The organism is Catenulispora subtropica (assembly GCF_039531675.1).
GTDB lineage: Bacteria > Actinomycetota > Actinomycetes > Streptomycetales > Catenulisporaceae > Catenulispora > Catenulispora subtropica.
The window spans coordinates 25,080-49,376 of the sequence record NZ_BAAAQM010000049.1; the positions used below are offsets into that span (position 1 = coordinate 25,080).

The 24,297-nt window shown below is 69.8% G+C and carries 15 protein-coding genes and 1 pseudogene; 11 read left to right on the forward strand and 5 right to left on the reverse strand.

Annotation, left to right across the window (positions count from 1 at the left end; genetic code table 11):
- The first annotated feature begins 56 nt into the window (after positions 1–56).
- Together ABD466_RS32795 and ABD466_RS32800 are read left to right on the forward strand one after the other, a co-directional pair.
- Positions 57–677 carry an isochorismatase family protein gene (locus ABD466_RS32795; protein ID WP_344661107.1) on the forward strand — a complete coding sequence of 207 codons (621 nt, stop codon included), beginning with the start codon at positions 57–59 and terminating at the stop codon, positions 675–677.
- Between the two features lie 26 nt (positions 678–703).
- Positions 704–1,864 (forward strand): alpha/beta hydrolase, encoded by a 1,161-nt coding sequence (locus tag ABD466_RS32800; protein ID WP_344661108.1) that lies wholly within the window; start codon positions 704–706, stop codon positions 1,862–1,864.
- Between the two features lie 96 nt (positions 1,865–1,960).
- On the opposite strand, the gene ABD466_RS32805 is transcribed toward ABD466_RS32800, so the two are convergent.
- The gene (locus ABD466_RS32805; RefSeq protein WP_344661109.1) at positions 1,961–2,170 is read right to left on the reverse strand and encodes a hypothetical protein; all 210 of its coding nucleotides are present in this window, start codon (positions 2,168–2,170) and stop codon (positions 1,961–1,963) included.
- Between the two features lie 259 nt (positions 2,171–2,429).
- Here ABD466_RS32805 and ABD466_RS32810 point away from each other — a divergent pair, with 259 nt between their 5' ends.
- The gene (locus ABD466_RS32810) at positions 2,430–3,365 is read left to right on the forward strand and encodes a sensor histidine kinase (RefSeq protein ID WP_344661110.1); all 936 of its coding nucleotides are present in this window, start codon (positions 2,430–2,432) and stop codon (positions 3,363–3,365) included.
- Positions 3,366–3,521: 156 nt separating this feature from the next.
- A pseudogene (locus ABD466_RS44540) lies at positions 3,522–3,840 on the forward strand (transposase); the annotation flags it as partial.
- Between the two features lie 624 nt (positions 3,841–4,464).
- On the opposite strand, the gene ABD466_RS32820 reads toward ABD466_RS44540, so the two are convergent.
- Complete coding sequence (locus ABD466_RS32820) at positions 4,465–4,788, reverse strand: ester cyclase (protein ID WP_344661112.1); 324 nt, start codon at positions 4,786–4,788, stop codon at positions 4,465–4,467.
- A 413-nt stretch (positions 4,789–5,201) separates the two neighbouring features.
- Between ABD466_RS32820 and ABD466_RS32825 the strand changes: the two genes are divergently transcribed.
- A complete protein-coding gene (locus tag ABD466_RS32825; protein WP_344661113.1) occupies positions 5,202–5,816 on the forward strand; it encodes an ABC transporter ATP-binding protein in 615 nt (204 codons plus the stop codon).
- Here the strand turns inward: ABD466_RS32825 and ABD466_RS32830 are convergent, their stop codons facing one another.
- The gene (locus tag ABD466_RS32830; RefSeq protein ID WP_344661114.1) at positions 5,817–5,966 is read right to left on the reverse strand and encodes a hypothetical protein; all 150 of its coding nucleotides are present in this window, start codon (positions 5,964–5,966) and stop codon (positions 5,817–5,819) included.
- Positions 5,967–6,249: 283 nt separating this feature from the next.
- Between ABD466_RS32830 and ABD466_RS32835 the strand changes: the two genes are divergently transcribed.
- Positions 6,250–8,142: a sensor histidine kinase gene (locus ABD466_RS32835; RefSeq protein WP_344661115.1), complete on the forward strand. Its 1,893-nt coding sequence runs from the start codon at positions 6,250–6,252 to the stop codon at positions 8,140–8,142.
- 936 nt (positions 8,143–9,078) lie between these two features.
- On the opposite strand, the gene ABD466_RS32840 is transcribed toward ABD466_RS32835, so the two are convergent.
- The gene (locus ABD466_RS32840; protein WP_344661116.1) at positions 9,079–9,576 is read right to left on the reverse strand and encodes a class I SAM-dependent methyltransferase; all 498 of its coding nucleotides are present in this window, start codon (positions 9,574–9,576) and stop codon (positions 9,079–9,081) included.
- Between the two features lie 355 nt (positions 9,577–9,931).
- Between ABD466_RS32840 and ABD466_RS32845 the strand changes: the two genes are divergently transcribed.
- The 5 genes from ABD466_RS32845 (at position 9,932) to ABD466_RS32865 (ending at position 23,180) form a co-directional block, all read left to right on the forward strand.
- Entirely contained in the window at positions 9,932–16,513 is a 6,582-nt protein-coding gene (locus tag ABD466_RS32845) for an RHS repeat-associated core domain-containing protein (RefSeq protein WP_344661117.1), read from the forward strand.
- Between the two features lie 52 nt (positions 16,514–16,565).
- Complete coding sequence (locus ABD466_RS32850) at positions 16,566–19,412, forward strand: helix-turn-helix transcriptional regulator (RefSeq protein WP_344661118.1); 2,847 nt, start codon at positions 16,566–16,568, stop codon at positions 19,410–19,412.
- 107 nt (positions 19,413–19,519) lie between these two features.
- A complete protein-coding gene (locus tag ABD466_RS32855) occupies positions 19,520–19,657 on the forward strand; it encodes a hypothetical protein (RefSeq protein WP_344661119.1) in 138 nt (45 codons plus the stop codon).
- A gap of 309 nt (positions 19,658–19,966) precedes the next feature.
- Positions 19,967–20,284 (forward strand): hypothetical protein, encoded by a 318-nt coding sequence (locus tag ABD466_RS32860; RefSeq protein WP_344661120.1) that lies wholly within the window; start codon positions 19,967–19,969, stop codon positions 20,282–20,284.
- A 49-nt stretch (positions 20,285–20,333) separates the two neighbouring features.
- Positions 20,334–23,180 (forward strand): helix-turn-helix transcriptional regulator, encoded by a 2,847-nt coding sequence (locus tag ABD466_RS32865; protein WP_344661121.1) that lies wholly within the window; start codon positions 20,334–20,336, stop codon positions 23,178–23,180.
- A 224-nt stretch (positions 23,181–23,404) separates the two neighbouring features.
- On the opposite strand, the gene ABD466_RS32870 is transcribed toward ABD466_RS32865, so the two are convergent.
- A complete protein-coding gene (locus tag ABD466_RS32870; RefSeq protein ID WP_344661122.1) occupies positions 23,405–24,238 on the reverse strand; it encodes an alpha/beta fold hydrolase in 834 nt (277 codons plus the stop codon).
- Positions 24,239–24,297: the final 59 nt, after the last annotated feature.

Genomic DNA, 24,297 nt, shown 5'->3' on the forward strand with positions numbered 1-24,297 from the left:
TCCGTGGCGCGTGCCGGCCCCCGGTGGCCGCCCGGCGCGGCCCTAGCGTCGGGATCATGACAAAGTTCACTGAGAAACTCACCGCCGACAACGCCGTCCTGCTGCTGGCCGACCACCAGGTGGGGCTGTTCGCCGCCGTCCGCGACTACACCGTCGCGCAGCTCAAGAACAACGTGGTGGCGCTGGTGCGCGCCGTGCGCGAACTCGGGGTGCCGGTGGTGGCCACCACCACCGCCGAGGCGATGTTCGGGCCGATCGTACCGGAGCTGGCGGCGGTGCTGCCGGACGGTGTGGAGGTCATCGAGCGCTCCGCGATCAACGCCTGGGACGACCCGCGGGTGGTCGCGGCGGTCGAGGCCACCGGCCGCCGCAAGCTCATCGCGGCCGGTGTCTCCACCGAGGTTTGCCTGGCGCTGCCCGCGATCGCGGCCACCGGGGCCGGCTACGACGTGTACGGGGTCGTCGACGCCTCCGGCACCTTCAACGACACCAAGCGCGCCACCGGCGTCCTGCGCATGCAGCAGGCCGGCGTGATCACCGTCGACTACTCCTCGGTGGTGGTGGAGATGCTGGCCGACAACGACAGCCCGAAGGCGCACGCGGTCTACGGGGCGCTCGGCATGGACTTCGCCGTCCTCAACTTCCAGCTGCTCGAGGCCTACGGCAAGCAGGCCTGACACCGGCCGGGGAAGAAGGAACCGCTATGAACCGCGAGGACCGAGGCCGTCTGGAATACCGGGCGTTGATCGGTGCCGACCCCGACGTGTCGCAGGCCGAGCTGCGGACCCGTGCGCCGCACCTCCACGAGACGCTCCTGGCCGACGCGTACGGCGGCCCCCTGGCGCGCGCCGAGCTCGGCCGGGCCGACCGCGAACTGGCGACGCTGGCGATCCTGGCCACGCTCGGCGGGGCCGACCGCCGACTCGCCTCCCATGTCCGCGCCGCCCTGCACAACGGGATGGCAGCCTCCGAGCTGCTCGCCCTGGCCGAGCATCTGTCCGTCTACGCGGGCTTCCCGCGAGCCCTCAACGCGGCCGACGTCATCGACGAGGTGCTCACCGCGCAGGGTCTGCCGAGGCCGGCTCCGCTTCAGCGGGTACGGCTGCGCGACCACACCACGGTGGTCGCGCAGCGGGGCGAGTCCGGGCCGCCGGTGCTCCTGCTCCACGCCCTGGGCCTGGACTGGCGGATGTGGGAGGAGGTGATGGACCTGCTCGGCCCCGGCCGTCGCGTCTACGCCTACGACATCCGCGGCCACGGTACGGCCGCGGGGTCGCCGTCGCCGTTCACGATGGCCGACACGGCCGAGGACCTGATCGGCGTCATGGATGCCCTCGGCCTGGAGCAGGCCCATGTCGTGGGTCTGTCCTACGGCGGCGGCATCGCCCAGACCGCGGCAGTGGCCCACCCTCGACGATTCGCCTCCCTGGCGTTGCTGGCGACCACGGACTACCCGTTCGAGGCGTTCGAGGGGCGGGCCCGCTCCGGCGAGGTCGACGGGATGGCGGCGCAGGTGGTGCCGTCGCTGACCCGCTGGTTCACCGCGCCCGCGCTGGCGCTCAACGCCTGGAACGTCCGCTACGCGCGGGAACGCGTCCTGCGCGGGCAGGCGGTCGACTGGGCCTCGGCTTGGCGAGCCTTCATCGGCCTGGATGTCCAGGGCCGGCTCGCCGACTTCGATGCGCCGACGCTGGTGCTGGCCGGGGAGGTGGACACGTCCTGCACGCCGGAGATCATGCGCGGGATCGCCGACCGGATACCGGGCTCGGCGTTCCGGGTGCTGGCGGGTACGCCGCATATGCAGAGCTTGGAGCAGCCTGCGCTGGTGGCTGGGGCGCTGGAGGAGTTCTTGCCCAGGGGCTGAGGGCTTGGACGGCGGGATGGCTCGGCGGTGAGCTGAGAGTCGAGGCCGACAGGTGGTGGAAAGGAGCCGGCGGGCGCCGCCGGCTCCTTTCAGCTTTCAGAGCTGGACGGTGACCGAGATATCGTCGTCCACGGCGTAGGTGACCTCACCGATGTGGCCGGCCGCCTTCAGATCAGCCTCGAACTCTCGGACAGCCTCCGTGAACGATGCCGGACCTGCGATGACGGCGACGGCCACGTCGGCGCGCATCGAGACCTTGGCCTCGGTCTTCGCTTTGCGAACCGCTGAGACCGCGGCGGATGCCATGTCCAGCAGCGCGCTCCTCGGCGCCCAGCTCAGGCGCCCGGCCGGCCCAGCCGGCTTCACACGCCGCGGCCACCCCTCCCCAGGGCGGACACACCCGGATTCGTGGATACTGCGCATAGCTGGAAATCAGTGCCTTGTTGTCGGGCGGGCAGCATGGAATGCACTCGACGGCCGCCGTGTTGGCATTTCCCGATGGGGCGGCGGATGGCGTCACCTGAAGGCGCAGGCCGCTCCGGAAAGGTGGCGTCCCGTGCACGGCATGGCAGCGCGATCAGCGGCCCTGCTGGCCGGCTGGGCCACAGCGCCGGCAGCGCGCCGGGAGCGGCGGCGCCTTGCCGCCGAACTGCGCACGGCGATCGGGCACAACATCTGCGCGATGTGCCGCGAGCTGCGCACTGTCGGGTTCTGGCAGCCCGAGGAGCTCGCGGCCCGGCTGACCCGGCTGACCGTGATCGCCCGACACGCCGCGCTGACCGTCCGCACGGCCTCCCGGGTCATCGGGGAGCCCGCGCCGGCCAGGGCGACGACGTCGTCCAAATCACCGGCGGCCGTCGTCGTCGGCATCAGAACCCTGGTGGATCTGCGCCGGCGGGCCCAGGCCCGCGAACGCGCTCGCGTGGCACGTGATCTGCACGACCTGCTGTCCTTCGACCTCGCGGCGATCGTGGTGCAAGGCGAGCTGTGCCTTCGGTTGCTCCACGCCGGCTCCGGCCGCCTGCCCGCGGAGCTGGAGCGGCTGCCCGAGCTCGCCGGCCGCGTTCTGTCCGAGCTCCGAACGTTCACCGACGGCCCCCTGGATCTGCACCTGAACGAAGAACTCGACGTCTCGGCGGTCGTTTTGGACGCGGCCGGCATCAGGGCCACCGTCATCGGTCCCGGAACCGCGCTCGATCGGGAAACCGATCGCGTACTGTCCGCGGTGCTCCGAGAAGCCGTAGTCAACGTCCTGCGACACAGCGCCGCCGGCTGGTGCCGCGTCACCGTCACCGCCACCGACGACCGCGTGACGCTGCGAGTCCTCAACGACGGCGCGCCGCCACTGCCCACCGACGTTCCCGTCACCGGCTCCGCCACCGGCTCGGGACTGGCCAACCTCCGCACCCGCACCCGGGGCCGCCTCACGGCCGGCCATCTACCTCCGGACCGCTTCCAGCTGACCGCCGAGCTGCCCAGGCGGCATCGCAGGATGCGATGACATGGGACATGCGGCTCCTGCGGGAGGCGATGGTCGAGAGCCGGGTGTTCACCGACACGCTCAATGTCCCCTGCCTCGCCTCGGTGCCGCCGATGAATCGTGCACCTTCGTAGCGCCGCGCCGGGACCCCTATCGTCACAACCCGGCAGGGACACGATATCTGCTGTCGTCCGCGGTGATCTGACCGATGCCCAGTGGGGGTGCTGCAACCGCTGCTGCCGATCGGCCGGAAGCCCGGACGACCCCCGAAATGGACGAAACGCCAGCTCATCAACGCGCCATCCGGTGGCGCACCCGGATCGGGGCGCCCTGGCGGGAGATCCCCGAGCGCTACGGCCCCTGGCAGAACGCCTACGGTCTGTTCCGCACCTGGTCCGGCGACGGCACCTGGACCGCCGTCCTCACCAAGCTCCAGGCCATCGCTGACGCGGCCGGGCTGACCGACTGGTATGTGTCGATCGACTCCACGATCAGCCTGTCCGCGGTCATCCTGAGAACCGAGTTCGTGCGCCGTCTCATCCCCACCCAGCCCGAACGCGCCAGCGCCGAGGCCGAGGAGTCCTGGCCACCTCCCGCCAAGCCCTCACCGACGTGCGCACCCTGGCCAGCGACTACCGCCAGCTGTCCCTGACCGAGGAATGCGACGCCGCCCGCAGAGTCCTGCAAGCCGCCCGCATCCGCACCACCGTCACCACCGCCCAACCCCTGCCGGCCCTGCCCGCCAAAACCGAAACCGCCCTGGCCACCGTACTGCGCGAAGGCGTCGCCAACATCCTGCGCCACAGCCGCGCCCCCACCTGCACCATCACCATCACCACAGAACCGACAGACACGGAAACAAAACCGGACACAGGACCGGACACAGAACCGGACACAGGACCGGACGCACAACCTGCCGGCATCACCCTGACCCTCACCAACGACGGCACACCCCGCACCCCATCCCGCCACCACCGGATCCGGACTGACCAACCTCGCCTGGCGCATCCACACCCTCGGCGGAACCCTCACCACCGGACCCGACACCCACGGCAACTACCACCTCACCGCACACCGACCCAGGTAGGATCCCGCCAGATAGCGAAGACGGCCCGAGGGTTCAGCGCTGCCAGAGCTGGCGGAAGAGCGTGGTTTCGCGCAGCTCGTGCCAGTGCCCGGCGAGGATGCTGTCGCTGACCTGCCAGATGTCGGCTTCGTGCAGCAGCACCGGCCGTCCGGTGCCTGGGAAGCCCAGGGTGTCGCCGGTGTGCGTGCCGCGTACCGCCACCTGCCCGAGGACGTCGTCACCGTCGACGGCCAGTCCTTCGACGACTACCTCGGCATCCGGCACGGCGTCGAAGAAGTCCCGCCAGAAGATGCCGGTGTCCTCGCGGCCGTGCGGCAGGCGCGACCCATCGCGATCATGGTCATGGTGGCCGAGCATGCGGGCCGCCTTTCAGAACGTGCTATCGGTTGTGACTGGCAACGCTATGGCCGCCGCGGCACGCACAGGTGGGGCGCCAGATGCCAGGATGCGGACCTTTCGCGCCACTGGCGTCGTCGTACTCCAGCCTGATTTCGGCCTCTGAGCTGCGGTTCCATGACGGCGACGGCACCGACGGGCTGACAGCCGAGGCCCGGACACCGGGGCGAAGCGTGGTGCAGAGATCACTTCACGGAGCCCTGTTCTTCTCGTTCCCAGCAGCCGCTCTGCGTCGGCGACCAGCGGATCAGCTCTCAGCTGACGACGGCCGGACGGCCGGTCAAACCGGCCTTCTGAGCCAAGTGGTTGATCAGGGGTGGTCGCTGATATTACTGACCCCGGCCATTGATCATTCAGTTCGGGGGGTGTTCGGTATGGAGCAGGACGGCGCGGTCGTCGCGCTGATCGGGGTGCGCCGGGTGTACGGGGCCGGTGAGAGCCGGGTCGCGGCATTGGACGGGGTGAGCTTGGCGTTCCCGGAAGGATCCTTCACGGCGATCATGGGGCCGTCCGGCTCCGGCAAGTCGACCCTGCTGCAGTGTGCGGCCGGGCTCGACCGGGTCGACAAGGGCCGGGTGCGGCTGGCCGGGGCGGATCCGGCCGGCCTGTCGGAGACGGCGCTGACCAAGCTGCGGCGGGAGCGGGTCGGTTTCGTCTTCCAGTCCTTCAACTTGCTGCCCACGCTGACCGCGCGGCAGAACGTCGAGTTTCCGCTGCGGCTGGCGAAGCGCCGGCCGGAGCCTTCCGAGGTCGATGGGGTGCTCGCCGACTTCGGTCTGGCCGCCCGCGCCTGCCCGGGCACCCTGCTCGCCGCTATGGCCGGCACCGCTGCCGCGGCGACACAGGCGACCGCGCTACGACGGCTGGTGGGCAGGCCCGCAGTCGTGGTTCCGTACGGACAGATCGCCCAGGCGGTCGCACTGTGCACCGCAGTGGCGGTAACAGCAGCGGTGGTCCCCGCCTGGCGCATCACTCGGAGACGGTCGTAGTCACGGCTGGTGGGTGTTCGTCAAGCGTTCGGCGGTGAGGATGGCGATGTCGATGCCTGCTTGGTAGTTGGCTCGGTCGATCGGTCCCTTGGCGCGGTGTTTGGAGATTGCTCGTTTCACGACGCGCGGGCAGCGCCACGCCGGGCTCACACGCTGCTTCTCAGAACGTGCTATCCGTTGCGACCAGCAACGTCAGCCCGGCCGCGGCGATCCGTGAGGGCGCCGGCCTGCTGATCGCCGGCGGAAAGGGGTGAAGCTGCCGTTCTGAGTCTGCGGGAACCTACGCAGCGGACTGGACGAAAGACTGTGCCGGCCAAGGCCGGAATGGTAACCACTGAGCTACTTCAGCAATCGTGACCACACTGTGGTTGGTACACCTGCGTGGATGTGAGAACCTCTACCCGCTCAGGTGAAAGCGCGGTGGGGAGAGGTCATGACGAATACCGATGACGCCCCTGGGCTTGGAGCCGTACGACTGATCGTCGCCGGATGGCTGGCGGTCCTCGTCGTCGTACGGATGGGGATGCTCGGGAGCGGCGGGGCGGCCTGGGGTCTCGGGCCGATGGCACTGGTCTGGGCCTCCTTCGCGGTGCAGAGCTTGTTCATCGTGTGGGGAGGGCGCCTGCGCGGGACGCGGGCCGGATGGCTCGTGGTGGCGGTCCAAGTCGTCCTGACTTACGCGCCCTTCGTGTTCTTCGGGCAGGACTGGATGCCGGGGAACGCCGGGCTGCTGGGCGGGGCCTTGATGCTGGTCGCCGGGCCGGTGGCTGGACTGGTGCTGACGGCCGGGATCGCGGTCCTGGACCTGGTGCTGACGGTGACCGTGCTGCACCTGTCGACAACCGCGATGTACCTCTACCCCCTTACGGCGACGATCGACAACGCCGGCCAGTTCTGGTGCCTGGCCACCCTGACGCAGGTGATCCAGGCCCTGCACGCCGAGCGCCGGGAGCTGGCGCGGCTGGCCGTGGCCGAGGAGCGCTCGAGGGCGGAGCGGTCGCTGCGCCTGGCCTTCGGCCGCCGGCTGCTGGTGGTCGAAAGCTACGTCGACAGTGCGCTCCGCCATCTCCCCGTCAGCCCGGCGGCGGCTCGGGAGGACGCCGCCGGTGCCGTTCGCGTCGCTCGTCAGATCCAGAAGTCGGTGCGCTCGGCAGCGGACGGACCGTTGGCGAAGGAGCCGACGGTCCGGACCGGGGACGATTCCACGCAGTTGATGGCGGTGGCGGTGCTGGGTCTGTTGCTCGTGAACTACTGCGCGCAGGCTGTCGCCGACGCCGTCGACGGGGACACGACCGCGCTGACCGTCGTCGGGTTTTCGGCCATCATCCTCGCTGCGGTCGCCGCGTTGCGCCGCCATCGGGGCCAGGACATGCCGGGGCCCCGCTTGGCGAAGCTGCTCCTAGCGGTGATCACCGGCGGTCTCCTGCTCGTCCCCGCCGCCATGGTCGCGGTCATGCTGCTCATCGACCCGCCGCTGTCGGCCTGGCTGGTATTCGCCGCGGTGACCGCAGGCGCACTGGTCGTGCGGACCCAGATCCTGGCCTCCTGGTGGTTCCTGCTCACGCTCATCGTCTCGACGGTGGCGTGCTCCATGATCTTCGCACCGCCGCCCGGCGCCACCGTCGCCGACAAGGTCTACGTGCTCGCGGCGGCCACGGCCATCGCCGTGAACACCAACGGCATGGTGCGGCTGGTCCAGTTCGAGGGCATGCTGCTGAGCACGCGGCGCCGCGTCGTCACCTTGGCCGCGCTGCACGAGCGCTCGCGGGTCGCCCGCGATGTGCACGACCTGCTGGGCTTCGGCATCACCGCCATCGTGTTGAAGGCCGAGCTGGCCAGTCGGCTGCTGACCGCCGACCCGGAGCGGGCCGGACGTCATCTGGAAGAGGTGAGGACCCACGTACGCGACGCCGCTGCGGCGGCCGGGGCATGCCTCGACGGAGGGGTGGAGGCGGATCTCGGCCAGGAGCTTCTGAGCGCAGAGAAGGTGCTGGTAGAGGCTGGCGCTTCCGTGGACGTCCACGTCGATCCGGTCCCGCGTGAGGCCGGCTCGGTGCTCGCGGTGATCCTGCGCGAGTCCGTGACCAACATCCTGCGGCACTCACAGGCCGAGAAGGTCCGCATCACTGTTTCCACGCAAGGGAAGCGGGCGTTCTTCAGCGTCGAGAACGATGGGGTGGGAGACGGCTCCGAAAACCCGGGCCGCGGCCTGAAGAACATCTCCTTGCGGGTGCTGGAAGCCGGAGGAGAGTTCGACGTCTCCCATGTGGAGGAACGGTTCCGGCTGTCCGTGGAGCTTCCGCTGCCCGCGATGACACCGGTTTGATCTGCGTCCTCTGGTCGATGAACGCGCGGCGGTGCGTGTATCGAGCGAGTAACCGCGACTGCAACTCCGGTCGAACTTGTCACGATGAGTGACGGTGACGACACGCGGCGATCCTGCGAAGCTCCGATGAGGCGGCGTCACGGTCGTGGCGGTGACGACGGCGTAGTACCTGCCTTTGGACATGGCGAAGAACAGGTCGTGACACTCGACGACGACAAGCACGTTCCGGGCGGTCGCGTGGCTTCCACGGCCGGCGGACGTCGTCGAACGCCGGGTGGCCGGTCGCCGGGGGGAGCCGCACGGTTCCGTGGACGGCGGTGGTCCGACCCTAGTACGGCCGCGGTGAAGGGGCCGGGGCAGGGCGACCAGCGCGGCCACAGCCGGGCCGGACGCCCGTCCTAGTGTGGGACTGTAAGTTGAACGGTGTATACGGCGCGAGGGGGACGGCAGGCACCGAACCGTAAGCTTCGGATGTGAGCGCCGACGCTACGGGCGGCGGTCGGCGGGCGCGGGGGGCGCGCATCACATGTCAGGGTCCTCAGACGCGGCGACGACGCCGCCGGACCCGTCCTGATCGTTTCTCGACCGGGGGGGTTGAGCCGTGTTCGGTGTCGCACGCCGTCTCCGCCCTGACGGCGTCGTGAACCGCGGCGCCGTGTCCACTCCATGAGTAGTGGAGAACGGCCATGTCCGAAGCGCCACTGTATGCGAGTTACACGATCACACCGGACCCGACGCTGCCGCCGAATACGGTTCGCTGGACGATGATCCGCGCCGGACGGCGGTTCCGGTGACTACAGCTGTCAGCTCGTCGACTCCACCGGGGCGTCGCGGGGCACCTTTGCGACCCCGCTCACTTCTTCGTCACCGCCCCCAGCACGTACCGCGATCGCAGCGGTCACCCCCCGAACGGGAAGTCGTCGAGGTCGGTGAGGGTCAGACCGGCGGCGCGGAAGGCTGCAAGGTGGCGCGATTGGGGTGGCAGTTCCCGGTGACGCGGCGCCAGAGCGGGGTGAGGGCGTCCTGGAGCCGGCCGCCGACCGCCCCGGTCGACCGGACGTGCTCGTAGAACCGCAGCTCGCCGCCGGGCCGCAGGACCCGGACGATCTCCGCCAGGGCCTCGCCCTGGTCCGGCAGCACCGAGCACAGGACCAGCGAGCTGACCATCGCGTCCGCGCCGCCGTCCGGCACCGGGATCGACCCCGCGTGCCCGGCCACCACCCGGACCGGGACCGGCGCGGCCGGCGCCGCGGCCGCCCGCATCGTCGCCTCCGGCTCGACGGCCAGCACCTCGGCCACCTCCCGCGGGTGGAGGGCGAAGTTCGGCCCGTGCCCGGCCCCGATCTCCACCACCCGGCCGCCCAGCCCGGCCACCAGCTGGCGCCGGTGGGCCAGGGCGCCGCTTTTTGGCACCGGGGCCCTCTTCTCACCCATCCCCAGGCGCTGGTCGTGCCTTGTATCACATCCCCTCGGCAGTTCGTCGCCAGCGGTCTGATGCGGCGCTGGCGAACATCCCCTGGGTGGGCCGACTGCCTGATCGCCCGTCAGGTAGTAGGCATAGGTTCCCCCGAAGGTGCGACACAAATCTGCTTCGCCGTTTGCGCCGATCTGGCCGCGCGAGGTGCCGCAGGCCGAGGTGCTGCGGAGCGTTACTCGCGAGGGCGCAGACGAAGAGGGCTCAATGTTTGGGGGTTCGTCTAGGGGGGTGCCCTGACGACGCGAGGCGGTGCGGGCAGGGATGTTGGGTTGTCATCGGAGTGCTCCGGTCTCGTCCCTGAAGGTGATTTCCATGCGTTTAGTCAGTTGTCTCCCGCCGGGGAGGCGGTTGCTGTCGCGGCTGCTGGCCGTGGCCTTGGTGGCATCGACGGTGTCGGCGTTGGGGGTGTCCGCCGCTCAGGTGGCTGCCGCGTCCGGTCAGCCAGCGCTGCCCAAGGCCTTGGCGATTCCGGGGGTGCCGGTGGTCGCCAGCTTCGGGGCGACCGGCTATATGGCGGGCACGTCGACGGTTACGCCGTCCGGGGCGTTCGCCTATCAGATCCCGTTGGACGTCCCGCCGGGCCGCGCGGGCATGCAGCCGACCTTGTCGCTTGACTATTCCAGCGTCGGCGGCGACGGCATGGTCGGGATGGGCTGGCGCCTGTCGGGGGCGATGTCGGAGATCACCCGGTGTCCCAAGACACTGGCGGTCGATGGGGTGAGCGCGGGGGTGCATTTCGACACCTCCGACGCATTCTGCCTCGACGGGCAGCGGTTGGTGCAGCTCGGCGCGATACCGGGAGGGCCGCCTCAGCTGTTCGCCGAGTACCGCGCCCGCACCGACGGATTCGATCAGGTCCTCTCCCAGGTCACTCAGGCCAACGTCGCGCTGGGCCCGGACTCCTTCACCGTCAAGACCAAGAGCGGGCACATCGACACCTACCTGCCGGTCGACGCGCACCGCTGGGGCACCGGAGTGTCTCTCGGCCCTGGGGCGCCGGCCGAGGGGGACATCACAGCCACCTCCACCCGGCCGGTCTGGCTGTTGGACACCGAGACGGACCGCTCCGGAAACCAGATCAAGTACGAGTACAACACGGCGGGCGGCGAGTATCAGCCTTCGAAGATCTCGTATACGTCCAACGGGCCGAGCACGGCCGCGGCGCGCTACGTGCAGTTCACGTACCAGGGCCAGCCCACGACCGTGACCTACTACCAGGGCGGTGTGCAGCACCCGCTCTCGCAGCGGCTGAAGACGATCAGCATGTACGCACCGAACCCCGCCGCCACCGCGTTGGTATGGTCGTACAGCCTCCAGTACGACACGAGCGTCGACTTTCGCAGCCTTCTGATATCAGTAGCCAAGTGCGCCCCGGCGCCCGGCGGCTGCCTGCGGGCCAAGAAGTTCAGCTGGGACGCGTCGCAGGCCGGCACCGTGCCGGCGTTCAACTCCACCGATCTCGGTCCGGTATCGCTGCAGTTCGGCAAGACCCGGCCCCCCGCGCTCCAGGTGGCCGACCTCAACGGGGACGGCGCCGACGACGCGGTGTTCACCCGAGGCGGCGACGACGACGCGTCCGGTCCGATCGTGGCCCAGCTGGCCACCCGGAACCCGGCCACCGGGGCGGTGTCCCCGCTGGCGAAGAGCACGACGCTGACCGACCCGGGGCCTTGGCCGGCGAAGGCCGATCTGCTCGACAGCCGGCCGATGGACCTGAAGGGCGACGGCACCGCAGCCTACTCGGTGCGCTACGACGGCTCCAACGACAAGATCATGACCTGGGATGCCGCCGCCGGGAACTTCACCGACCCGCAGATCACCATCGCCGGCACGGCGATGACGACGATGGCGGACATGTTCGGCGACGGCCGCATGGACTACATCACCAACGACGGCCCGGGCAACACCCTGACAGTGCGTCCCAACACCGGCGGGAAGTACGGCACAGCCCTCAACTCGACCTTCGCCCCGTGCGCCACACCTCGGGTCGCCGACCCCACCGGCGAGGGCAAGGCCTCGCTGATCGGCCAAATGTGCACGGGCAACGGTCAGGACGACTACGTGCTCACCATGGACGCCAATGGCCAGCCCGGCCTGACGGTCGGCTCGCACACCGACGCCAACGGCGTCACCTGGCACCACGTGATGCCGATGAGCGCCGGGACCGAACCCTGCGGCGCCTGCGGCGCCCAGTACAACCCCAACAAGTACCGGATCATCTCAGGGGACTTCAACGGCGACGGCCTGGCCGACTACCTGCTGCTGCCGGTCACCAGGGACGCGACCGGCCAGTGGAGCTATCCGCCGGCGCTGCTGTGGAACACCGGCGACGGCCTGGCACTGGATCCGCACGCGCCGGACGTCCCGCACGACCAGTACGTCGACGTGCGGGCGGTCGACCTGGCCGGCGACGGGCGCGACGACCTGGTCGCCTTCACGGACTCCGCGACCACGGTGCTGATGTCCCGCGGCGACGGCACCTTCACCTCCGGGGACATCGCCACCGACGGCGGAACCTACGACCCGAAAGACCTCTCCACCGGACGTGCCACCTCCCAGGTCGGCAACTTCGACGGCACCGGCCGCCCCGGAGTCGTCCGCGTCTCCGGCGGCCACGAGATCCTGCTCACCCAGACCGCCGCCTACACCGACCGCCTGACCGCGGTCACGGATCAGGGTACGAACTGGCCGGCACAAGCCGTCACGTACTCGACGGCGTGGACCGACCACACCGAGGCGTTGGGCGCCCACAGCTGCGCCTGGCCGCTGACCTGCGACCGCGCGGGCATGGTGGTGGTGCGGCAGGTCGACTCGCGCGACCACCTCGTCGACCCGGTTGGCGCCCCCAAGCCCTACACGCTCCAATACTCCTTCGAGGACCCGGTCGCCGCCCTGGCCGGCGGCGGCTACCTGAGCTTCGGCACCATGCGCGTCTTCGACCCGCAGCGGCCGATGGAGACGGTGTCCACCTTCCCGCACCGCACCGTGGTCGACGGCGACTTCTATCCCGGAGTCGAACGGGCCGACAGCGTGACCACCGCGGTGCCGATCCTGACCGCGAACCAGGCGACGGACCGAGTGTCGACGGCGGCGGCACGCGTCACGCAGACCTCCTATACCGACCAAGTCCGCCACCTGAACGCGGGCGGCACCGACGAGACATACGGGATCTTCCCCTTCGTCTCCTCCACCAAGGAGTGGGAGCAGCAGGTCACCATTACCTGGGGCTCGCTGGTCGGCACCACCGCCACGACGCACATCGGCGGCATCGTCACACCCGTGGTCGGTGCCCGACGCACCGACCGCACCACCTCGTACGACGACTTCGGCAACCTCGTCGCGTCCGACACCGCCGTCGTCGGCGGATCCGAGGAGTCCACGACCACGCAGTACGACCTGTCCGCCCAGCGGATCGGCGACTGGCTGACCGGCCTGGCGACCGAGCAGTCCACCACCGCGACCGCACCCGCACTGCCCGGAGCCGCTCTGCCCCCGGTGACCCGGGTCGTGGACAACCACTACGACGCCGCGGGCCGCCTCGACACCACCTGGCTGTTCGAGAACCCGCCGGGCAACCCGAACCTCTACAGCCCGGACGTGCAGAAGACCACCACCTACGGCAGGGACGCACTCGGAGTCGTCGATCAGGTGACCGTCAGCGCGCCCGGTCTTCCCGACCAGGTCACCCACATCGACGACGGCCCGGCGTTCCCCGGCCAGCCCGCCGAGGACATCTTCCCGTATCAGACCTGGAGCGATCACAGCACACCGGCGCTGGACCCGTCGACCTGGACGGCGGCGTGGCCGTCGACCGGTGCGATCGTCGCCAGCGAGGACGCCAACGGCGTCCGCGGCTCGGTCGTCTACGACGATCTGGGCCGGCCGGTGACCACCACGCACGACGGCGACGCGGCCATCGGCCTCTCCTATACCAACCGGAGCGACGCCGCCGGAGGCGTCAACGGCACAGTGGTCACATCGAGTACGGCCCCGCCGGGACAGATGCCGCGGATCGCGCAGACGTCCAGCGACGCTCTGGGCCGCACCATCAGCACCGCGGTGGGCGGCTTCAACGGCGCGCTGAACACTGCCACTACCAGCTACGACGTCCTGGGTCGAGTGGTGTCCCGCACCGCCCCGGCTCCCGGAGGCACGACGGCGTACGCCTACGACAGTCTCAACAGGCTGTTGTCCACCACCTTTCCCGGAGGCGCGACGAGCACTGGCAGCTACACCTTCTTCTCCAGCAAGTACCTCGATCCCACCGGCGCGGAGACGGACTCGACCGTCGACACCGACGGGCAGCTGGTCACCCGGTCGGTCAGGGACACCTCGGTCAACCCCGTCCGCACCGACACCACGACCTACACCTACGCGCCGTTCGGCCTGACATATCAGACCACAGATGACGCCGGCGACGTGACGACCTACGCCTACGACGCCGCCGGCCGGCAGATCCAGGACGCCGATCCGAACAAGGGCCTCACGACCCGCTCCTACTTCGGCACCGGCGCGGTACGAGTCGAGACCCATGCCGCCACCGGGGTGTCGACCGTCTTCGGCTACGACGACGAGGGCCGCAACACGGTCCGCACCGTCACCGGAAGCGCCGACGACGGGGTCTCGACGTTCACGTACGACACCGCGGCGAACGGCATCGGCCGGCTCGCGGCGACCCTTTCGCCCGACAAGATCGCCACCGCCTACCGGTACGACACCGCGGGCCGGGCCACCGGCACGTCCTACACCGACACCTCCAGCGCGGCGAACCCGACCTATTCCACCGACCTCACCTACGACGCCTCCGGACGTCCGGCCACGCTGGCCTACCCCGGGACGGTCGACGCCGCAGGCGACCGCTACACCGTCCAGAACGCGTACAACGGCTTCGGGGCCCTGGTGTCGCTGTCCGACATCACCGGAGGTAAGAGCCCCGCGGCGCTGTGGACGGTCATCGCGCGTCAGCCCGACCAGGCCCTGGACACCGCGGTCTACGGCAGCGGCGTCGGAGCGATGACAGTGCACGACACCTATGACAGCCCGACCGGCCGCCTGCACAACACCACCGTGACCGGCCCCAACAACACCGTTCTGCAGAACCTCACCTACGGCTACTACGACAATGGGCTGATATCCAGCCGAACCGATGCGGTCCACAGCCGTGCCGAGAGCTACACCTACGATCCGCTGGGCGAGCTGAGGACCTGGGCCTTGACCGCCGGAAACAACCCGCAGTCGACCACCGGATACGGCTACGACTCCGTCGGCGACCTGACGTCCGTCACGGTGGGCGGCGTCACCGTCTCGACCCTGGGCTACGGCCAGGCCAACGGCGACCAGCCCAACACCCTCACCTCGATCACGACGGCTGGGCAGCCGGCCCAGACCGACGCCTACGATCCCGGCGGGCGCCAAACCTCCGGCGACGGTCGGACCGGCGTCACCTACACGGCGTTCGATCTGCCCAAGAAGGTGGTCGACCGGCTCACCACGACCACCTACGCCTACGACGCGTTCGGCAACAAGGCCGAGGAGACCGCCGTCACGGCCAACCCCTTCGGAGGCGGCTCCACGACCGTCAAGACGGTCTACGTGCCCGGCGCCTACGAGCACCGGACCGTGACGACGGGCGCGGGAACGGGCTACGTCGACGTCTTCTACCTCACCGGTTCCGACGGGCCGATCGGGCAGGCGGTCTCCAACGGCGCGGGCGTCACCGTCGAATACACCCTGACCGACCAGATCGGCTCCACGACCGCGGTCGCCGGCTCGACCGGATCCGTCACCGCGACCCTGTTCACCGACCCGTTCGGTAGTCCCGTCACGGCCACCGGCGCACCGGTGTCCGGCGCGACAGGAGACGTCACCCACCAGTTCACGGGCCAGGAGACGGACTTTCCGGCCGCCTTGGTCAATATGAAGGGACGCGTCTACGACGCCCGGCAACACGCCTTCCTCTCCGTAGACCCGCTCCAGGCCCCAGGATCCAGCGCGTACGCCTACGTCCACAGCAGTCCGCTGAATTACGCGGATCCCACGGGGCTGCGCGGCGACTGGTCCACGGACGGCTTCGGCGGCGACGCCATGGGCGACTACATGCCCTGGCACGAGAGCGATTGGCAGAACGCGACGTTCGACTACAACTATCGCGTCGCAGGGGACGAGGCCCGCTCGTCCGCCGACAACGCACCGCGCACTTTCCAGGGAGGCGCGCAAGGGCAGTACTCCGACGCCACCGGCCTGCACAACACACCCGGCGACGCCGGTCTGTCCGACACGTCCGACAACACGAGCCCGTCGACCATCTCCGACGACGTCGGCGGCCAGGAGCCGGTCGAGTCGACGGTCGCTCCGGCGGAGGCCGCGGGATTCACCTCCGCGGGGCCGCCTGTCTCACCGTCCTACGACCCCGAGAAATGTCAGGAGCAGAAGAGCGAGCAGGCTTACAAACTGGTAGCTGTCGGGGCACTGATACTGCTGTCAGTGTTGCAGCCGGAACTCGCGCCCGCGGCTCTCAGTACCGCGTCGATGATGCTTCCGTTGGAACCGCAGCAGGACGCGTGTGAGTCGCAGGTGCTCTATCACTACACGTCCCAGGAGGGAAAGGACGCCATCGTCGCCTCGGGGGTGATCACCCCGGGGAACGGCGGTTCCGGACCCGGGGTCTACGCGACCAACATCGAACCCGGATCCATTACCGACCCGAGCCTGCTGGCCCTGATCCTGTGGCCGGGCGACGCGGGCAAAGAGAAGTACACCGAGTGGGCCATCGGATTCGAGACACAGGGGCTGCGGGTCTCCGAGATCGCAGGCCACGAGTTCGTGATTCGCGGTCCGGTGCCCGCGAGCCGCTTCGTGAAGGTGGTGCCCGGCACGGTGCCGCAGGTTCCATGAGGTGGTCGCCGGGCGGCACCGTCCGGTGCCGGCCGGCGCTCGCTTGTCGGCCGTGAGCATCCAAGACAGACTCAGCGTTATGATCGATCATCGAGGACTGTTGGAGCGGGACGCCGAACTCGAAGCGATCGCGGGATCGGTGGCCGCGGCCGGCCGCGGCGAGGGGTCTGTGCTGGTCGTCGAAGGCCCCGCCGGAGTCGGCAAGTCCCGGATCCTCCAGGAGTCCGCGACGGCGGCCGACCTGGCCGGAATGAGGGTGCTGACAGCGCGGTGCTCGGAGCTGGAGCAGGCCTTCGCGTTCGGCGTGGTCCGTCAGCTGTTCGAGACCGCGCTGGCCTCGGCCGACGCCCGCGAACGGGAGGTGCTCCTGGCCGGAGCGGCCGCCCGGACGGCATCGGTGTTCGAGCGCGAGGCGTCGGAAGAGCCGCCGGCCGGGGACTTCGTGGTTCTGCACGGCCTCTACTGGCTGGTGTCCAACCTGTGCCGTAGAAGGGATCTGGCTCTCCTGATCGACGACCTCCAGTGGTGCGACACCCCCTCGCTCCGTTTTCTGGTCTTCCTGTCGTCCCGGTTCGACGGGCTGCGCCTGCTGGTCGTCGCGGGCCGAAGATCCGTGCGGGTCGGAACGGACGCGCTGGCGGACCAGATCCTCGCCGACCCTGCGACCGTGATCCTGCGCCCGAAGGCTTTCAGCGCGTCGGCGACGGCTCAGTTCCTGAGCGGTTCGTTGACGGGGCCCGTCGATCCGCTGTTCGCCTCCACCTGTCACCGGGCGACCGCGGGCAATCCGCTGCTCCTGCGTGAGTTGGTACGTACCCTGATCGCCGAGGGCATCGCTCCCGACGCGGCCGCTGCCGGTCGGGTGCTCGACCTCGGGTCGCGGGCCGTCGGCCGACTGGTCGCGCTGCGCATGGCCAGAGTGTCGGCCTCCGGCGTGGCGCTGGCTCAGGCGGTCGCGGTGCTCGGCGATCGGATCGACCTCGGGACGGCCGCCGGAGCGTCCTTCCTCGACGGCCCCCAGGCCCTGGAAAGCGCCGCGGAACTGGAGCGGCTCGAGATCCTCTCCATCACCAAGGTCGGCGGCGTCCTGAGTCTGGAGTTCGTCCATCCGCTGGTGCGCGCCGCCGTGTACGAGTCGATGGATGTCGTCGGCTCGGGCACCGCGCATGCCCGGGCGGCCAAGCTGCTGGCCGCGAGCGGAGCCGGCGTCGAACGCATCGCCGCCCACCTGCTGCACGTCCCGGCGAATGCATCGCAGGAGGTTGTGTCGCTTCTCAGGTCCGCCGCCGCCGAGGCCGTCCGCCGGGGATGTCCTGATGGCGCCTACACGTATCTGCGACGCGCACTGCAGGAACCGCCGGACGACACATCACGCCTCGCAGTGCTCGAAGAGGCCGGCCGTGCCGCGTTCCTCGTGGACCATCAAGGTTCTGCCGACCTGCTGCAGCAGGTGTACGACCGGACTACCGACCGTGGTGCGGCCGCCGACCTGGCCATCCTGCTCGGCACCGCCTATCTGTGGCTTCTCGAGCCCGATCGGGGCATCTCCGTGCTCTCCGACGCTCTGGCACACCTGCCGCCGGACCAGGAGGACCGCCGACGCCGGCTGTACGCCGGACTTCTGGACGCAACCTGGATCGCCCCGGTTCCCGAGTCCATCCTGCGCGGTGTACCGGCACTGCGCGAGCTGCCCGCCCACGACAGCATCGGCGGCCGTCTCCTTGATTGCGCTATCGCCTGTTTCGACATGGCCGGCGGCGATCCCTCCGCCACGGATCGGGCCCGACTCGCGCTGGCCGACGGATCGGTCGTCGAGGAAGCCAACGGCGAAGGCGCGCTCCTGTGCGGCTGGCTCGCGCTGCTGGCAGCAGACGACGACGCCGCGATGGTCAGCATGGGCAACGCCGTGACGAACGCTCGGCAGACCGGCTCGATCCATAGCCTCGCGCCCGCCTACACCTTCCAGTCATTGGGCTGGCTCTGGCGTGGCCAGCTCGCCGAAGCCGAACACGACGCGCGGGAGGCTCGCCGCCTCGCCCATCTCGCGGGCCTCGATTTGAACGATCTGTTCGGGGATGCCTATCTCGCCGCCGTTCTGATGGAACAGGGGGACCTGGACGAAGCCGAGGAGACCCTGCGCTCCATCGGCGTAACCGTGACCGGCCACCCGGTAGGACCCGCCTACTTCGCCCTCGACGCCCACGCCCGCCTCCGGCGACTGCGCGGCGACAATCAGGGTGCCGTGGATGCCGCCGCCACCGCTGGCCGGGCTTGGGCAGCCTTCGGTTTCACCAACCCGGCGATGGGGTCCTGGCGCAGCGAGGCCGCCCTCGCCCTGCACGCCCTGAATCGAACCGGCGACGCCCACGAGATTGCCGAGGAAGGCCTGGATCTGGCTCGACGCTGGGGCCGGCCACGAGCCCTCGGCCGAGCGCTCCGGACATCGGGACTGCTCTACGGCAACGCCGAAGGTCTTGACCTTCTCAGTGAGGCCGTGGCAGTACTCGAAGACTCATCGGCCCGCCTGGAGCACGCGTACGCCCTGGCGGACCTCGGCGCTGCGCTGCGCCGGTCGGGAAGCGGCGGCGCGGCGCGGCATCCGCTGCGCCAGGCACTGGAGCTCGCCACGCACTGCGGTGCCGCGCCACTCGCGGCCTACGCGCGCACTGAACTAATCGCCAGCGGAGCCAGGCCCCGCCGTGTGGTCCAAACCGGGCCGCACGCCCTCACCCCCAGCGAACGGCGCATCGCGGAACTGGCCGCCCAGCATGCGACCAATCGTCAGATAGCCCAGCAGCTGTTCGTGACCCCGAAAACCGTGGAACTGCATCTCAGCAGCGTGTTCCGCAAGCTCGGCATCTCGACGCGCACGAGCCTGTCCGCCGCCCTCGCCCAATGAGAGACTCTGTCGGGAATTCTCAGCGGTCAAGGTCACGTGTTGTCCGCCGCGCGGGAGCTGACCCGGCTGGAGCTGGTGACAGGGGCGGCGCGGGAGCTGCTGAAACCTTGGCGACGGCCGCGCCGCAGATCCTGGACGTGCTGGTGACAGCCGAATGGAGCGAGCGCTACGGCCAGCAGGTGCGCATGTGCTCCCTGCCCGGACATTCGGAGACCCGGCTCACCCAGGTCGGCGCCGCCCGCTGACGTGCTGCTCGCTCGGGTCCACGACCGATTCGGCGAGCAGGTGCCGCCGCAGGCGGACTTGCTGCGTCGGCGGCTGATCCAGACTTCCTGACCGACGCGCGCGGCAGGTTCCGCCCGCGCACCGAGCGCGACGGCCTGCCGCCATCCCGTATCCGGAGCGAATCGCCGTATGAGGCTCTGCACTGGCCCAGGGGACCCTCGCGGTGGGGCGCCGGTTCCGTCGAAGAGTCGGAACCGGCGGTGGATGGGGTCGTTTCCGGGCGGTGTGGGGTGTGCGGTGGAGGCAACCGCGACCCAGGTGTCGCTGGGGTGCTCGCCGTCGAGGCGTCCCGGACCTATCAGGCGATCGGCAAGCAGCGTGTGGAGCTGGTGGTTGTCGCCGACGCGGGCGAGCAGGAACAACGTGTCCAAGTCGGCGTCCCAGCCCTCGCCGGCGACCTTGTCGATCGCCAGAACGACCAGGGGCTCGCCGGGGACTCTGGACTGGCCGCCGACGAACCAGAAAGATTGACTGCGATCGGTGACGTGGATCATGGGAAAGTCCTTCAACGCTGGCGGGGGCGGTTCCAGACCTCGAGCGCCCGCTGGTGGTACACCATGGGGGCGTGTCGGTCGTATCAGGGATAGACCACAGTCCGACCGGCAACACCTCGACGCGAACCGGAGTCCGCCCAGCATGAGCGACGGCATGTTGATATCGAATCCTGATGCCCTGGACGGGGGCTCTGTCTTCGTCGGTCGCGCCGACGAGCGTCGGCGGCTCGCCGAGTGCGCCGATCGCGTGCGGGCGGGGGACTCCTGGCTCGCGGTGGTCGAGGGCGAGGCGGGTATCGGTAAGAGCGCGCTGCTGCGGCAGGTCGCCGCGACGCTGCCGGACTTCAAGATCCTGTGGGCGACCGGGGACCAGTCCGAGACGGAGTTCCCCGGCGGGGTGTGCGGGCAGCTGACCCGGCGAGTGGACCACGCGGTGCTGGAGCAGTTCCCCCTGCTGGCCGACGGGATCGCCGTCGGCGTGCCGCCGCACGCCGCCGGCGGTCAGCTGCTGCTTCTGCTCGGCGCGCTCCAGGAGTCCGAGGGACCGGTCGCGCTCATCGTGGACGACGTGCAGTGGGCCGACACGCTGTCGATGCAGACGCTGGGTTTCGTCCTACGCCGGCTGTGGGCCGACCGTGTGCTGACCGTACTGGTGACGCGCGCGGACCAGGACAACGCCGCAGAGCTGGACCGGCTCGTCCGCTCTCTGGAGCGCGCCGTGCGCTTGAAGATGACAGGGCTCGAAGATACTGAGGTCGCCGACCTCGTCAAAGGCCTGACCGGTGCGCCGCCGACGGCTTCGCTGTTGAGCCGGCTGCGCGCCTATGCGAACGGCCATCCGTTGTACGTGCGAACGGTGTTGTCGGAGATTCCGGCGGCGACGCTACGGGACGACGCGCTGGACCGCTGGCCGGTGCCCCGGTCTCTGCTCGTCGGCATCAGGGAGCAGATGGACCGGCTGCCCCCGGAGTCGATGGCACTGCTGGAAGCCATGTCCGTCCTGGACGCCCGCCTGCCACTGGCGACCGTCGCGCGGCTCGCCCGCCTCGCCGATCCCGCGCGAGCACTGGGGCCGGCGCTGGCGGCGGGGCTCGCCGTGTGGTGGCCCAACGAATCGCAGAGTCCTGTCGCGCTCGTCCACGCGCTGCAGCGGGACGCGGTCTACGACGCCATCGACCCCGAGCGGCGCCGCGTGTTGCATGCCGGCGCCGTCGCCCTGGTGGGCCCGGCCGCCGCGTGGGCCCACCGCGTGGCCGCCGCCGCCAGCGCCGACACCACGCTCGCGGCCGAGCTGGAGCAGTCGGCGATGGAGGAAGCGGGCGGCGGACGGAACGCCTTGGCCGCGACCCGCCTGGTGTGGGCCTCGGCGCTGTCCGACAGCCGTGAGGACCGTGAGCGGCGGCTGCTGACCGCCTGCGCTCAGTCGCTGATCACCATGCAGCCGGTCGCGGCGGCGAAGCTGCGGGCGGAGGTCGAGGACTGTACGCCGGGAGCTCTGCGCAGTTGCGTCCTCGGGGGCTTGGACATGCTCGACAACCGCCTGGCCGAAGCCGAGGCGCGACTCACCGCGGCCTGGGAGCAGGCGCGCGCCGATCCCGGTTCGGGCTGGCTCGTGGTCCTGGCCGGGACGTTTCTGACCGTTCTGATGATGCGGCACGTGCGCGGGGCCGAGACCGCCGAGGTCGCCACCCAGACACTCGCCGTCGGCGATCTCGACCCGGCCACGACCGATTTCACCCGGGCCGTCCTGGCCACTGGACGGATGTGGGATCGGGGGCCGCGTGCGGCGTTGCTGGATCTGGCGCATCTGCCCGTTGACGCCGCCACCGCGACGAACCACCAGCTGGACAGCCTGGCGACGCGCGGCGTCATGCGATTGTTCCTCGGGGACCTGGATGCCGCCCGGCTCGACCTCACCATGGTGGCGCGGCGTGACCAGCAGGGTGCCGGGTCGCGGCTCTCCCCCTTCTCTCTGTCGCTGCTGGCTCTGGCCGACTATCTCTCCGGTGACTGGACGGCGAGCCGCTCCGCCGCCGACCAGGCGCTGGCGATCGTCGCGGTGCAGGGCAACGTGCTGGGCGACGCCGCCGCCGAGTTCGCGGCGGTGTGCGTCCACTCCGGGAGTGGCCAGTGGGACGTATCCCAGCGTCACCTCGACACGCTGGCCCACCTCGTGCGGATGCTCGGCTCGCCCGCCGAAGCCGTCTACTTCGAGCTGGCCGGCGCCACGGTCGCCCAGGCGCGCGGCGACCACGCGGCGATGCTGCGAGCGCTCGAGACCGGTCTCGACGAATCCGCCGGATCCGGTACCGCGGTCCGCATGCGGTACAAGGCTTTCTGGCTGTGGCGGCAGTCGCTGCTGGTCGAGGCGCTCACCGGCACGGGTCGGCTGGATGAGGCGATCCGCGCGCTCGACGAGCTCCGCGGGGGGTTCGACGGCACCGGCTACCTCGAGGTCGTCACGGCCCGGCTCGCCGGCCGGCTCGCCGAAGTCCAGGGCCGACCGCGCGACGCTCTGAAGATCTACGAGCAGGTCGTTTCGCAGAGCCCGCGGATCCCCGGGTCCTCGCAGACCCGGGTCACCTCCGGCGATTCGGTCCCGCTCTATCGAGCCATGCTCGAGCAGTCCTACGGACGGCTGCTCGCAGTCACCCGAACCGCCCCCCGGCGGGAGGCCGCTCAATGGCTGCGATCCGCTCACGCCCGGTTCAGCGCGCTCCGCGCGACGCCGTTCCTCGAACGCTGCGAGGCAGACCTGTCGGCGATGGGCTTGGCGGCTCCGGCGGAGTCGCCGAACCGTGTCCTGGCCCTGACGGAACGCGAGATGTCGGTGGCATACCTCATCGCCGACGGCCGGACCAACAGGGAAGCAGCCGCAGAACTCTATGTTAGTCAGAAGGCCGTGGAGTACCACCTGTCCAACATCTACGCCAAGCTGGGCATCTCCTCGCGACGCCAGCTCGCCGAGTCGCTCCGGGCGCGGCAGTAAGGGGGATCCGGCGGGTTGCCCGCACTGATTCCTGGAGGACGACATCTGCCCGCACTGATTCCTGGAGGACGACATCGGGTTCGGAGCGTCGCAGGCGACTGGGCCTCGAAGGACCTCAGGGGCACTCCCCCACGAGGTTCTTCGAGGCCGCAGCGTACCGTCGACCGGCGACCCTAGCGCGTTCGGTCTCCGAGTGACAGCAGTGTGGTTCTCATGCTCCTCGCCTACTCGTTGAGAAACCCGAGCAAGGCTTCGTTCACTTCGTCAGGGTGGGTCCAGGCGATGTTGTGCGGCCCGCCGTCGATCCGCACCAACCGGACGTCTTCGATGAGCGCGGGCAGCCGATCGGCGGTGGCTTCGATCGGCAGGATCCGGTCCTCGGTGCCGTGCACGACCAGTACGGGCACGTCGATCTTCGGCAGGTCGTCACGGAAATCGGTCAGCCACGTGTCGACACAGGCATAGGTGGCGAACGGCGAAGCGCCGACGGCGACGTTGAAACTGGCCTGCCACGCCCGCTCGCTGATCCGCTCGGGGGCCAGCTTGTCCACGTTGTAGAAGTTGTTGAAGAAGCCCTCGAAGTAGGTGTACCGATCGGCGACGATGGCGGCCTTGATGCCCTCGAACACCTGGGCGTCGACGCCCTGCGGGTTGTCGTCGGTCTTCAGCAGGAATGGCGGCACCACGCCGAGCAGCGCGGCCTTGCGCACCCGATCCGACCCGTATGCGCTGAGGTAGCGGGTGACTTCACCGGTTCCCATCGAGAAGCCGACCAGGAGGACTCCGGTCAGGTCGAGGTGGTCGAGCAGCGCCGCGAGGTCGGCGGCGAAGGTGTCGTAGTCGTACCCGACGGCGGGTTGGCTGGACCGGCCGAAGCCGCGTCGGTCGTAGGTGATGACGCGGTACCCAGCCTGGAGCAGGACCCGGTGCTGCCGCTCCCACGAGTGCCCGTCCAACGGATATCCGTGAATGAGTACGACCGGCTGTCCTTGCCCGTGATCCTCGTAGTAGATGTTGATGTCGGCACCGTTCTCGGTGCCCACCTTGACGTACGACATCTCAGCCTCCTCCAGTGGACCGGCGAATGCCGGCCTCACCAGCCTTGCGTCGTGCGCTC

Coding starts and splice junctions, on each gene's coding strand:
- ABD466_RS32795 (WP_344661107.1), top strand. CDS start 57: ATGACAAAGTTCACTGAGAAACTCACCGCCGACAACGCCGTCCTGCTG.
- ABD466_RS32800 (WP_344661108.1), top strand. CDS start 704: ATGAACCGCGAGGACCGAGGCCGTCTGGAATACCGGGCGTTGATCGGT.
- ABD466_RS32805 (WP_344661109.1), bottom strand. CDS start 2,170: ATGGCATCCGCCGCGGTCTCAGCGGTTCGCAAAGCGAAGACCGAGGCC.
- ABD466_RS32810 (WP_344661110.1), top strand. CDS start 2,430: ATGGCAGCGCGATCAGCGGCCCTGCTGGCCGGCTGGGCCACAGCGCCG.
- ABD466_RS32820 (WP_344661112.1), bottom strand. CDS start 4,788: ATGCTCGGCCACCATGACCATGATCGCGATGGGTCGCGCCTGCCGCAC.
- ABD466_RS32825 (WP_344661113.1), top strand. CDS start 5,202: ATGGAGCAGGACGGCGCGGTCGTCGCGCTGATCGGGGTGCGCCGGGTG.
- ABD466_RS32835 (WP_344661115.1), top strand. CDS start 6,250: ATGACGAATACCGATGACGCCCCTGGGCTTGGAGCCGTACGACTGATC.
- ABD466_RS32840 (WP_344661116.1), bottom strand. CDS start 9,576: ATGGGTGAGAAGAGGGCCCCGGTGCCAAAAAGCGGCGCCCTGGCCCAC.
- ABD466_RS32845 (WP_344661117.1), top strand. CDS start 9,932: ATGCGTTTAGTCAGTTGTCTCCCGCCGGGGAGGCGGTTGCTGTCGCGG.
- ABD466_RS32865 (WP_344661121.1), top strand. CDS start 20,334: ATGAGCGACGGCATGTTGATATCGAATCCTGATGCCCTGGACGGGGGC.
- ABD466_RS32870 (WP_344661122.1), bottom strand. CDS start 24,238: ATGTCGTACGTCAAGGTGGGCACCGAGAACGGTGCCGACATCAACATC.